This window comes from Streptococcus mitis, from assembly GCF_003942865.1.
In the GTDB taxonomy this organism is placed as follows: domain Bacteria; phylum Bacillota; class Bacilli; order Lactobacillales; family Streptococcaceae; genus Streptococcus; species Streptococcus mitis_BI.
Map to the genome: position 1 here is coordinate 50,872 of NZ_RJNZ01000013.1, position 11,792 is coordinate 62,663.

General features: G+C 40.2%; 15 protein-coding genes. All 15 read right to left on the reverse strand.

Features of this window, described 5'->3' with window-relative positions; translation table 11 throughout:
- Window positions 1-89: 89 nt before the first annotated feature.
- Window positions 90-1,031 carry a 3'-5' exoribonuclease YhaM family protein gene (locus D8845_RS08595; protein WP_125453162.1) on the reverse strand — a complete coding sequence of 314 codons (942 nt, stop codon included), beginning with the start codon at window positions 1,029-1,031 and terminating at the stop codon, window positions 90-92.
- On the reverse strand, window positions 1,021-2,277 hold the full coding sequence (rmuC, locus tag D8845_RS08600) for a DNA recombination protein RmuC (RefSeq protein ID WP_185757432.1): 1,257 nt from the start codon (window positions 2,275-2,277) through the stop codon (window positions 1,021-1,023). Before rmuC ends, D8845_RS08595 begins: the two co-directional genes overlap by 11 nt.
- 1 nt (window position 2,278) lies before the next feature.
- Window positions 2,279-2,941 carry a thiamine diphosphokinase gene (locus tag D8845_RS08605; protein ID WP_125453164.1) on the reverse strand — a complete coding sequence of 221 codons (663 nt, stop codon included), beginning with the start codon at window positions 2,939-2,941 and terminating at the stop codon, window positions 2,279-2,281.
- Window positions 2,904-3,560, reverse strand: a complete 657-nt coding sequence (rpe, locus tag D8845_RS08610; RefSeq protein WP_125453165.1) for a ribulose-phosphate 3-epimerase — start codon at window positions 3,558-3,560, stop codon at window positions 2,904-2,906. Before rpe ends, D8845_RS08605 begins: the two co-directional genes overlap by 38 nt.
- Window positions 3,561-3,570: 10 nt before the next feature.
- Window positions 3,571-4,449, reverse strand: coding sequence for a ribosome small subunit-dependent GTPase A (gene rsgA / locus D8845_RS08615; RefSeq protein WP_125453166.1), 879 nt, complete (start codon window positions 4,447-4,449; stop codon window positions 3,571-3,573).
- Window position 4,450: 1 nt separating this feature from the next.
- Window positions 4,451-5,323 (reverse strand): 16S rRNA (adenine(1518)-N(6)/adenine(1519)-N(6))-dimethyltransferase RsmA, encoded by an 873-nt coding sequence (gene rsmA / locus D8845_RS08620; RefSeq protein ID WP_125453167.1) that lies wholly within the window; start codon window positions 5,321-5,323, stop codon window positions 4,451-4,453.
- A gap of 64 nt (window positions 5,324-5,387) precedes the next feature.
- Complete coding sequence (rnmV, locus tag D8845_RS08625) at window positions 5,388-5,954, reverse strand: ribonuclease M5 (RefSeq protein ID WP_125453168.1); 567 nt, start codon at window positions 5,952-5,954, stop codon at window positions 5,388-5,390.
- On the reverse strand, window positions 5,954-6,730 hold the full coding sequence (locus D8845_RS08630; protein ID WP_125453169.1) for a TatD family hydrolase: 777 nt from the start codon (window positions 6,728-6,730) through the stop codon (window positions 5,954-5,956). Before D8845_RS08630 ends, rnmV begins: the two co-directional genes overlap by 1 nt.
- 133 nt (window positions 6,731-6,863) lie before the next feature.
- Window positions 6,864-8,003, reverse strand: coding sequence for a tyrosine-type recombinase/integrase (locus D8845_RS08635; RefSeq protein ID WP_125453170.1), 1,140 nt, complete (start codon window positions 8,001-8,003; stop codon window positions 6,864-6,866).
- A gap of 62 nt (window positions 8,004-8,065) precedes the next feature.
- Window positions 8,066-8,275, reverse strand: a complete 210-nt coding sequence (locus D8845_RS08640) for a DNA-binding protein (RefSeq protein ID WP_070567732.1) — start codon at window positions 8,273-8,275, stop codon at window positions 8,066-8,068.
- Window positions 8,276-8,326: 51 nt separating this feature from the next.
- The gene (locus tag D8845_RS08645; protein WP_125453171.1) at window positions 8,327-9,178 is read right to left on the reverse strand and encodes a rolling circle replication-associated protein; all 852 of its coding nucleotides are present in this window, start codon (window positions 9,176-9,178) and stop codon (window positions 8,327-8,329) included.
- A gap of 236 nt (window positions 9,179-9,414) precedes the next feature.
- The gene (locus D8845_RS08650; protein ID WP_125453172.1) at window positions 9,415-9,981 is read right to left on the reverse strand and encodes a hypothetical protein; all 567 of its coding nucleotides are present in this window, start codon (window positions 9,979-9,981) and stop codon (window positions 9,415-9,417) included.
- Between the two features lie 19 nt (window positions 9,982-10,000).
- The gene (locus D8845_RS08655) at window positions 10,001-10,366 is read right to left on the reverse strand and encodes a hypothetical protein (protein ID WP_125453173.1); all 366 of its coding nucleotides are present in this window, start codon (window positions 10,364-10,366) and stop codon (window positions 10,001-10,003) included.
- A gap of 147 nt (window positions 10,367-10,513) precedes the next feature.
- On the reverse strand, window positions 10,514-10,927 hold the full coding sequence (locus D8845_RS08660; RefSeq protein ID WP_125453174.1) for a LuxR C-terminal-related transcriptional regulator: 414 nt from the start codon (window positions 10,925-10,927) through the stop codon (window positions 10,514-10,516).
- A 195-nt stretch (window positions 10,928-11,122) separates the two neighbouring features.
- Window positions 11,123-11,792: hypothetical protein (locus D8845_RS10250; RefSeq protein ID WP_221762782.1), on the reverse strand; the 670-nt coding region annotated here is incomplete at its 5' end.

Below are 11,792 nucleotides of genomic sequence, written 5' to 3' on the forward strand. Positions count from 1 at the left end.
ATTTAATTTTGATATTTTATCTATTATACCATATTCACATAAAAAAACGAACATTCTTATCCTAAAAAATGCTCATTTTTCTTAAATTATTAATCTAAATCTGGTTTATAGAAGGAACGATTGTCCATAGCGAAGATTTTACTGGTCATCTCTCCTTTATCCACCAAAGCCAGAGCTGTTGACATCATCATCATGCTTGCATCCAGATTATCAATCATATGGATAATCTCTGCCTCCATGATACGTGGACGAACCGGACTTCCATACTCAAGTAAGCCGTGGTGACTGAGGATGACGTGACGAAGCAGAACGACTTCTTCCTTGGTATCATCGATGCCGAGTTCCATCACTGTCTTGGTAATTTCGCTATCAATCAGAGCGATATGTCCAAGAAGATTACCTCGCACTGTGTACTCGGTCTGGTCTGGTCCCGTCAACTCGATGACCTTAGCCAAGTCATGCAGCATAATCCCCGCATAGAGCAGGCTCTTATTGAGCTGAGGATAAACTTCGCTAATAGCATCTGCCAAACGCACCATGGTTGCAGTGTGGAAAGCCAAACCCGTTTCAAAGGCATGGTGGTTGGTCTTGGCAGCTGGATAAGAGTAGAATTCCTTATCATACTTGGTGTAGAGATTTCGGACAATTCGTTGCCAGACAGGATTTTCAATTTTGAAAATCATTTGCGACATATAGTCACGGATTTGCTTGACATCAACTGGCGACTTGACCTTAAAATCAGCTGGATCATTGGGTTCACCAGGCTGAGGCAGGCGAAGGGTAATTTGATTGACTTGAGGGGTGTTGTTATAAACTTCTCGGCGTCCTTTCATGTGGACAACCTTACCTGCGGTAAAGGCCTCAACGTTATGAGGTTGGGCATCCCAGAGTTTTCCTTCAATCTCGCCACTATCATCTTGGAAGGTAAAGGCTAGGTAATTTTTCCCAGCTCGAGTTTGCCTCAGGTCAGCTGATTTGATTAGGTAAAAACCTTCAAACAGCTCATCTTTTTTCATGTGACTAATCTTCATATTCTTCCTCATTTTCTTGGAAATGGAGTAGATCAAGCGCAGGCTCACCTTCTGACAACTCAATGTGACGAAGCGTCCGCTCGATAGCTGTGGTGCGACGGTTTAATAATTCATCAATATTGCCAGAGGCATATTGGAGATGCTTTTGTGCCTTGACCAGAATGCCACCAAACTTGCCAAACTCAGTCTTTACACTGGCAAGAGTCTTGCTGATATGGTCGGCACTCTTTTGGATATTGAGAGTCTTGAAGCCAACTGATAGGGAATTGAGAAGGGCTGACAGGGTACTTGGACCTGCGACAATAATCTGCTCCTCCCGCCTCAAATCATCAAAGAAGACAGGATTGCGGACAATTTCTGAGTAGAGACCTTCTGTTGGCACAAACAAAATTCCAAAATTGGTCGTCCGAGGTGGTGCTATGTACTTGCTCTTGATATCCTTGGCAAAGCGCTTGACGCTTGCTAAAAGCGATTTACGACAGCGTTCAATCTCATCCTTGTCACCTGCTTCATAGGCTTCTTCTAGGCGGTAATAATCTGCCAGTGGAAACTTAGAGTCAATTGGTAGATAGACGTACTCTTGGTCGCCTTGTCCGGGTAACTTGATGGCATACTCCACTCGTTCACTAGAGTTTTCAACCGTTGCATATTCTCTTTCATACTGGGCTGGTGTCATGATGTCTTCGATGATTTGCCCCAGTTGCAATTCTCCCAGAATCCCTCGCGTTTTGGTTCCAGAGAGAACCTTGTTGAGGGCGCCGACATCACGGGCAACTGTATGCATTTCTCCAAGGCCACGATTGACAGACTCCAGTTGTTTGGAAACTGTCTCAAAGGAAGCCTGTAAGCGTGTCTGCAAGGTCTTTTCTAGTTTTTCCTCGACTGTCTGGCGCATTTGTTCCAAACGTTGCTCATTTGATTCCTGCAAGGCTTGGAGGCGTTGGTCGGTCTTGTCCCTGGTTTGCAAGAGATTATCTGTCATTTCTTGACGGACTTGAGTCAGACCTTGGTGCAATTCGATTCGCACTTCTTGCAAACGGTCACTGACAGCTACTTCCAAATCTTTTTGATCTAACTGACTAGCTTGTCTGGCTTGTTCAAAACGGTAATCCAACTGGTCTGACAAGTGATCTGCCTGATCCTCCAAGCTCTTGGCTAGATGTTTTTCCTGCTTATCCTGCCTTTGCCAAATCAGAAAGAGGCCAGCTAGGTTGGCAATCAATAATAGAACAAGTAAACTTTCCATCCTACCTCCTGTCATTGCTATGCAGTACGACCACATAGCCATCTGGGCAAGTCACCGACACTTCCCTATCTATATATTCGTTAGAAGCGTACACTTTTTTAAAGAAAAAATTTTCCTCTGTCAACTCATACTTAGCTCCGAGAATGGTCAGCTGGCTATCCCGAACTGGCATAAAAGCTAGATAGTCGTAGTCTGAACGGGGATGTAGCTGACTGGTCCCTTCTGGACAATAGGTAATCAAGTTTTGCCCATCTTCAATCTCTATCTGGCGCATATAGGGCACCAACTTGGGATTACTAGGCAGAAAGACATTGGCCAACATATGGTCAATACGACCACCCAAAGCACCGAAAATAGTAACTTGAGCCTGAGGATTGTTCTCAAAGATAGTCAAGAGAGCCAATTCCAGATCTGTATCATCCTTTTCTGGTCGGGCTTGAACAAAATGCTGGGCACGTTTTTGAATCACCTTTCTCTCTTCTTGCGTCACAGAATCAAAATCTCCGACTGCTAGAGCAAGAGGCAAACCTTCTTCCAAGACCCAGAGCGAGCCTCGATCCACACCGACAAAAGCATCAAAATCTGTCCGATAATGGCCGCGGTCTCCGCCTGCAAAAACTGCAACCTTAGTCCAGTTGTTTTCTGAGAGTTTGTACTCGCTCATTGACATCTCCCTTAAAGACATAGGAACCTGCTACAAAAACGGTCGCACCAGCTGCTTTAGCCTGAGCAATAGTTTGGTTATCAATCCCACCATCCACTTCGATTTCAAAATTCAAACCTTTTTCATCACGAAGGGAAACCAACTCACGAACCTTATCCATGGTTTCAGGTAGAAAAGCTTGCCCACCGAAGCCAGGGTTAACTGTCATGACTAAGACTTGGTCAACTAGGTGAAGCACGTGCTTAATCGCCTCAACAGGCGTACCAGGATTGATAACGACTGAAGGCTTGACACCGAGTGAACGAATTTTTTGGAGGGCACCATGAATATGGGGCGTTGCTTCCACATGGATGCTGATGATATCCGCACCTGCACGCGCAAAGTCTTCTAAATGATGCTCAGGGTTTGACACCATCAAGTGGCAGTCAAAGACCATCTTGCTATGAGGGCGAAGAGCTTCGACTACACCTGCACCAAAACTGATTTGTGGCACAAAGTGCCCATCCATGATATCGATATGGGCATATTCTGCCCCAGTTGCTTCTAGACGTTTGATTTCACGTTCAAAGTTGGCATAATCTGCTGCCAGAATTGACGGAGCAATCTTGTATTGAGACATAGGTTTCTCCTTATTTTGGAATTTTTTTGCTGACTTTTTTATAGGTTTCTCTGCGATTTTCAATCTCACTGAGGAATTGCAGGTAGTTGTCAAAACGGAAGGACGCAATGATACCCTCTTCAACAGCCGGCTTCACTGCACAGGACGGCTCATGGGTGTGGGTACAAGTACGGAACTTACAATCTCGGCTAACAGTAGCAATCTCTGGGAAAGCCTGATTGAGGTCTTCCGCCGTTGATACTTCATAATCCAGTGATGAGAAGCCTGGTGTGTCTGCGATTTTACCCCCATTGAGGTTGTAAAAACTAACAGCTCTAGTAGTGTGGCGCCCGCGACCCAGACTGTCTGAAATTTCTCCTGTTTCAAGATTGAGGTCTGGTGCGATTTTATTGAGAAGAGTTGATTTCCCAACACCTGTCTGCCCCATAAAGACTGTAACCTTGCCTGTTAACAAGGGCAAAAGTTCTTCTTTACTGGTCACAAAGTCGTAGCCGATGTCACCATAAGTCTGTTCATAAAAATCCAGTTCTCCTCTATCTTCCAACAAGTCCATTTTGGAAATATAAACGATGGGATGGATGCCCTTGTGCTCCAAAAGAACCAAGAAACGATCCAGCAAATTGCTGTTAAAATCAGGTTCCTTGACTGACATGATTACTACAGCTTGGTCAATATTAACAATTGGCGGACGGACTAGGCTATTTTTGCGTTCGTGAATCTTGAGAATATAGCCTTCTGAATTTTCCTCCGCAGAGAAATCTACCCAGTCCCCAACGTAGGGAGTATGGCCTTTTTTACGGAAATTCCCACGCGCTCGTGTTTGATAAACCTTGCCCTCACTCTCTACATAGTAGAACCCAGCCAAGGCTTTAATGATTTGTCCCTGCATATTAGAGTCCTTGCCCTTTAAGTGCATCTGCTAGGCTGGCAAATTCTGCCAAGCTGAGAGCTTCCCCACGCACACTTGGTGACAAGCCTGCTTGGTCCAAAGCCTTGGTCAGCTTGTCCTTAACTTCCTCAGTCTTGCCAAAGTAACCTGTCAAGTTATTCCACAAGGTCTTTCGGCGATGGGTAAAACTAGCCTTAGAAACCTTAAAGAAGAAGCTCTCGTCTTCCACTGCTACAGCTGGCTCTGGACGGCGCACCATTTTCAAGATGGCTGAGTCCACGTTTGGTGCTGGCACAAATACCGTACGAGGCACGATGAAGGCAACCTTGGCAGTCATGTAGTACTGAACCGCAATCGACAAGCTACCATAAGCCTTGGTATTCGGTTGAGCGGAAATGCGGTCCGCCACTTCCTTTTGCATCATGACCACAAACTCACTAAAAGGAATCCCACTTTCAATCAAGTGCATGAGAATGGGCGTCGTGATGTAGTAAGGCAAATTAGCCACTACCTTGATTGGCAGGTCAGGATTTTTAAAATTCTGGATATGTTGCGCCAAATCGACCTTGAGAATGTCCTCGTTGACTACGGTCACATTGTCAAAATCACGCAAGGTATCTGCCAAAATAGGCACCAAACGGTGGTCGATCTCAAAGGCCATAACTTCTGCTGCACACTCAGCCAAAAATTCCGTCAAGGCACCAATTCCTGGCCCGATTTCGATGACATTGACCTGGTCATCAATCTCAGCCGTATCTACAATCTTTTGAAGGATATTGGTGTCCGTCAGGAAATTTTGCCCGAAGGACTTTTTAAAGGTAAAACCGTGACGCTCCAGCACTGCCTTGGTCACGCTATAATCTGCAATTCTCATCTATTCTCTTTTCTATTATCTGTTACTACTATTGTAACACATTCCCCTTGTATTTTGGGGCTGCTTAACCATTCTCATAAGATTTCATAGCTTCTTCCACTTCTGCCAAAGTAACCCCAAACAACTCTAAGCGCTTGAGTAGTTGCTTGCCGTTAGAATAGCCGATTCGGAGAACCTCTCCCAGATATTCTCTGCGCTTACGGCTGTCTGCCCCTGCTAAAAAACCAAGGCGAATCAAGTCGCTACGACTGATATCAAACTGGCTCTCATGTTCAAATTGTTCTGTCACCTGAGCTAGAGCCGTTTTCAGGTCTTCATAGCTGGCATGTTCTATTCCCAAAGAACGCCCCTTGGTTTTGGACTTAGGAACAGCTTCATCTCGTTTGAGAAAGGCATGCTGAACTGTTGGAATGGCCGTCATAATCATGCGGCGAATCCGCTCGCCATTAAAATCTGGGTCTGTAAAGACAATGACTCCATGACGTTGGTGCAGGCACTGAATCCGATCTATATCCTGGTCATTGATTGCAGAACCTCGTGTCTCATAAGTCTCAACGTTAAAGAAACGCTTGAGATTGGCCGTATCATCGCGACCTTCAACCACGATGACTTGAGAAATTTTTTCTTTCATCACTTACTGTCCAATCCAAAAATTCGTTCTGCATTTGCAGTCGTTGCCACCGCTAACTCCTCGGTCGTCATCCCACGTAAGTCAGCGATAAAGTCCACAACATAACGCGTATAGGCTGTTTTATTTTCTCGACCGCGTTTAGGTACAGGTGCTAAGTAAGGCGCATCTGTTTCCACCAAAATCTTGTCCAAAGGTAACTCTTTAGCTGCTTCTTGGATGTCAGTTGCTTTCTTAAAAGTCACCACTCCTGAGAAGGAAATAGTCATGCCAAGCGCGACAAACTTCTCTGCCCACTCAAGCGTCCCTGAAAATGAGTGCATGATGCCACCCCGAGGACCAACTCCCTCGCTCTTGATAATCTCATAGGTATCTTCCAGCGCATCACGGGTGTGGACAACAAAAGGCAAATCCAAGTCCTTAGATAGCTGAATCTGACGGCGAAAAACCTGCTCCTGCACCTCTTTTGGCGCTGTCATCCAATGATAATCCAAACCAATCTCACCTAAAGCAACAACCTTGGGATGCTTGAGCTTATCAAGCAAGTAGTCTTCAATCTCCTCTGTGTAAGTCTCTGCTTCTGTCGGGTGCCAACCAATAGTCGCGTAAAGTTGGTCATATTCATCTACCAACTCCAAGGCACGCTCAATAGTCGGTTGATCAAAACCAACAATATTCATCTGTGTCACACCCATCTCAGCAGCCAAGGCAATTTCTTCTGCCTCACGACCTGCAAATTCTTCTACATTCAAGTGTGTATGTGTATCAAAAATATCCATACTATATTTCCCTCTCTTTCCTCAATATTCCTTAACTACCAGAATGAAAGAATTTCTTTCTTCTATACTTCCCTATATTTCCTCTAGTTTCTATTCACTTTGGTTAGTACTTGGTTAGTTCTATGGTTAGCATCTACAGATGAATTTGATTAAGTTTCTCTCTCAATTCATCCTGTATATTTTTTGTTACATGACTATAGATCCTTAAAGTAATAGATTCATCTCTATGTCCAACTCGCTCCATAATAGCCTTTATGGGTATCCCTAGTTCAGCCAACAAACTAATATGAGAATGTCTAAGCATGTGAATATTATAGGATCTGTGCCCACCTAACACTACTTCACAAATATTTTTGATAAATCTATATAACAAAGGCTGCCTCATAATGTTACCTTGCTCAGTCACAAAAATGAACTCCTCATCAAAACAGTTCCTACGAAAGTACTCAATGATTTCTAAGCAACGTTCACTTAGTACTATCGTTCTAACAGAACCTACTGTTTTCGTTGTCTGTAAGATTCTCTCATCATATCTATGAGCAACATAATCTATTGTATGATCAATTGTTAAAAGATTTGCTTTGAAGTTTACATCTTGATAGCGAACCCCTATAAACTCTGCGAAACGAAGACCAGTTAAAAAGATAAATTCCATTGCCAAAGCATAACGCTTATCTTTATTGTGACTTTCACAATACGATAAAACCTGTCCTAGTTCCTCTCTACTAATGAAATTATCCTTAGCTTTTTGCAACTTCTCATAGTCCACTTTCTGCTTTGGAATTACCACCCCTTTAACTGGAGAATCAGAAATATATCCGACCTTTACAGCATAATTAAAGAGACCATTCAAATATATCTTCCGATTTTTTCTTGTTGAATTTTGAACATTCAAATTCATTAAATATGTTTGAACTAACTGTGTAGTATAATCTGATATTCTCAAATTTCCTACTGTTTCCATGAAAAGTTCTAAACTTTTCATCTCACTTCTATAACTAGAGGATTTTATCTCACTGGAACGAATCGTTTTCCATTCTTCTAATAGCTGACTAAAAACCATTTCTCCTAGCTGTTTCTTTTCAACTTCCTCTTTTGTAGGGGCTGTTAGAAGTTTTTCAATTTTTAGCGCTAAGCGACGTTTTGCTTCTGCTTGAGAAACTCTAGATTTTGATTTTAGAGTCACAGAAACTTGTTTCCACTTTTCCTCTCGTTCATGATAGAATTTCTCATAATAACGGTATTTCCCATTATCCAATTCTTTAAAAAACATTTCTTCTCCTTGTACTTTTGAAGCAAAGGAAAGCTATGTAGCATAGCTTAATTATAACATAACTACATAGCTTCCTCATATTTATTTTGTTTATACAGCAAAAATTCCTTATAACCTTCAACGTTTATATATACTCTCTTATGAGAAGGCTTCAAAATGTATCCTTGGAATTTTTCATTTCTCCGCATTTCTGTTAGATCATTGTTTAAGGTTTTTAACGGAACATCAAATAATTCCGTAATTCCTCTCTTGCTTTTATATATATTTTCCATAAAATTCTCCTATTTTGATATAATAGGGATGATAAAAGACGGTTTCTTTTATTACATACTTAGCTTGTCAGTTGCTCCGCTAAAAGTATCTGACAGGCTTTTTATGTTATCATAAAACTCCGTAGTATATTCTTTCACACCATAAGGAGTTTCATGTTTTGTGGTACGTGAAAATGTCGGAGGACTGTTAATCTTATAAGTTTCCATAAGCTCACCCTTTGTTGTTGTAATTTCCAAAGGCTTTTCAATTCCTCTACTGGTACGATAAATACGAATCCCTTTTGGATACATATATAAACGTGCCCCTTTTACTGTTGATTTCTTATCTGAGCTTTCGTCTCCGATTTGTAAATTTGATAAGTAGGCTATCAAATAGTTCCCAACTTTATCTGCCCTTCTCAAGCGCTTGGTCTTAGTAAACCCTTTCCCCCACATCTTAGCAAGGTCATTGTTAGGAATTGTTAGCTCTGAATCATTCTTTAATAACACATGCAAATGCCACCTTCCGCTAGCTTGTGGTTCAATGACCGTAATATAATCAACGTCCCCAAACTGATTACGAATGCGTCGAATGAACGCTTTGAAATCCATATAAACTATAGCTGTTTCGGTGACATGGTTACGATAAGTCAACGTAATCCAGAGCTGGTTGGCACCTCCCGTAAAATTGTGAGCCACTAAGCGTCGTAGTTTTTTCATAGTCTGTTTAGTAGACTTCAAATTATCGAGTCGTGTACTACTGGAAGTATCCATTTCATGAATTTCTCCAGTCTCAAGATTTACGTAACGCTTGCCTTCTATCACTTTGATAGTTTGTTCTTGTTGACCGTTAGCGGTTGTCATTTCAAGCGTATTACCATACACGTAACTTTTTACAATTTTACCAAGTTCTATTCGTTCCATGCTTTGTACCTATAAAAATATGTTTTGTGCTTTTGTATGACGCTTATCAAGTTAAGGCGTCGCACTATTGATGATTAAATTCAGATTTATTCCATGATTTATTGACAATAGGGACCCTAAGATTATAAAACTGATTGTGTCGGAACGGCGAACAAAGTTCGACCGCACCGCCCCAACCAGTCTAATCTATCTTAGCCTATTATTAACAACTTTCACGGCATAAAGAATTTAACCATCTAAGACCACGGATGTTTCAATTTGAACAACGCCCCTTTAATCGTTCGTTTATCTGATTCATTACATATGATGAATACTAGATAGCGTAACCCATGCTTTACATATAGATCAGCAAGACCATGAAGAGCATATTTGTGCAAATAAAAGATCCAAGTATCCTTTATTCTTAATAGAACATCTGAATCTATCTCTCCAAACACTTGAAACCGGAAAACTACACATCTTGCTCCAAATTCTCGAATCCCATAGTTATCAATTGCACATATAGGAACTCTTTCATCTGCTACATGCACTCTCTGAATTGACTTGCTTCCATCAATTTGATCAACTTCCTGATCCTCATAAATCGGAGTTAGTGTATAAACAAACTGATTTTCTTGAACATTTTCTTTCACTAATTCTACGAGTGCGTTTTGCGTAGTAACTATAAATCTATCCCAGTTTTTTTGCTTTTCTTCAACTTGGACTTTCCTCTGGTACTCCTGAAGTTTTCTACTACATAGGTGATAAACTTCCTTAATACCTTCAAAAACCTTCGCAGGTATTTCCTCGATAAACGATGGCATATTGATCTCCTTTATAGTCTTATAGTTCGACAACTTCATTGACTTTTGCAGTCAAACTAAGCTGATTACGATACTCTCCGTACACAACTGCCTTCTCAATGCCTACAATTTCTACTGCTGTGAGCATTGGTTGAAACGAGTCATAATCCTTCAACGATGCAAATGGGACCTTTATGGTAAGCTTCTCCCCAATATTTTTGTTCTCATTGGGATACTCACTTTCATCAGAAAAGATAAGCACGCCTATCTTTACTCCTTTTTCAATTTCTGAACCAGTCTCACTTCTTTCTATCCACCTTGTAGCGGAAATAAAACGTAACTCTTTGTGAGAAAGAAACAACTGAGCATTGAACGCTGTAAAATGCGACAAATTCTTAAGAGCCATAATTTAAAACCTTCTTTCTAGAATTAAAAGCAAATCGTCTACTTTTAATCAAATAAACACTGTGACGATTACAGATAACAACATTTAAAATTACACCTCCTTATCTATAAGGAGAAATTTCACCAGAATTCGGATGAAATTTTAAATTTATAATTCTTTTCGTAGAGTATCTATAATGCGCTCATAGTGTTTTTTGACAGTTTTGTCACTAAGTCCAACTTCTTTTGCAAGACTTGAGTACGATCTACCCTCAACCACTCCATATAGAATTTTTTTATCTTTTTCACTCAGCAATCTCTCAATAGCATCCTTTATAATAACAATTTCTTCTTTTTTAATTAAGAGCGACAATGGGTCATTATAATCTGCTATCGTATCTAGTAAAGGATTTGTATCACCTGAACCACTATCTAAACTACGAAGACTATAAGAACGATCTTTTCTACATGAATTCTCATAGGGCTGGTTTAATAAGTTATCTACCTTAGCCCAATCACCAGATAATACAGCTTTTTTAATTGCTTCTTCTCTACGTTGTTCTACTTTTGTTAAATCTACCATAGGTTGGTACCTCCTGCTCGGGTTTACCAACCATACATAGTTTGTCTCCTCACGCTATCGTCAGTGGAAACTCGCCTTATGTGATTTTAAAAAGAACATAGTAAGATGCATAAAAAATAGCAGTTATACAAAATCGTATAACTGCTATGCATTTTTTAGAGCCAAATCTATATGCTATTTGTCTTTTTTATTCAATTATTCTTTTAGTTCTACTTTTTCTAGTTCCATTACTGCGTTATTTTCTTTATTTGAGGTATCATTCTTCAAAAATCCTATGAATACTTTCTTACCATTTTCAACCGGGATATAGAATTGCACTCTATCTAAATCAACATATATTTTTTCTGTATCCTTTATCTTATATCCTCTACTTTCCATGATTGCGATAATTTGTTCTTTTGTTTTTAAATCCTTAACAGTATTAGTAAATGACTCATATGAAGTTAAATAAATCACCTTATCTCCTACAATAATTCTATCACTTAAAAATTTAATATTAGGTAATCTATCTATATTTTTTTGATCTTCTTCCACAGAGCCTTTAGTTCCATAAACCTTCGTAACACGATAAGTTCCGCTAATTTTTGTGTTTACTAATGGTACTAACTCATATGGTACAGATGTATTCTCACCAATTATATCAAGATATACCATCTTATGTTGATCTATCTTATACAGGATTCTTCCGTAACGTTCTTGGTCTTTATTATCAAGTAATGAAATAAACTTCAAATCTTCTTTTTTGATATCACTATTTTTTAATATCTCGAAATTTTTCTTAAATGATTTGACGATATCTTCTTCCGAAAGTTTAGTTTTTGTGATATTTTTAAAATCAGAATATGAATCATGAATAGTTACATCA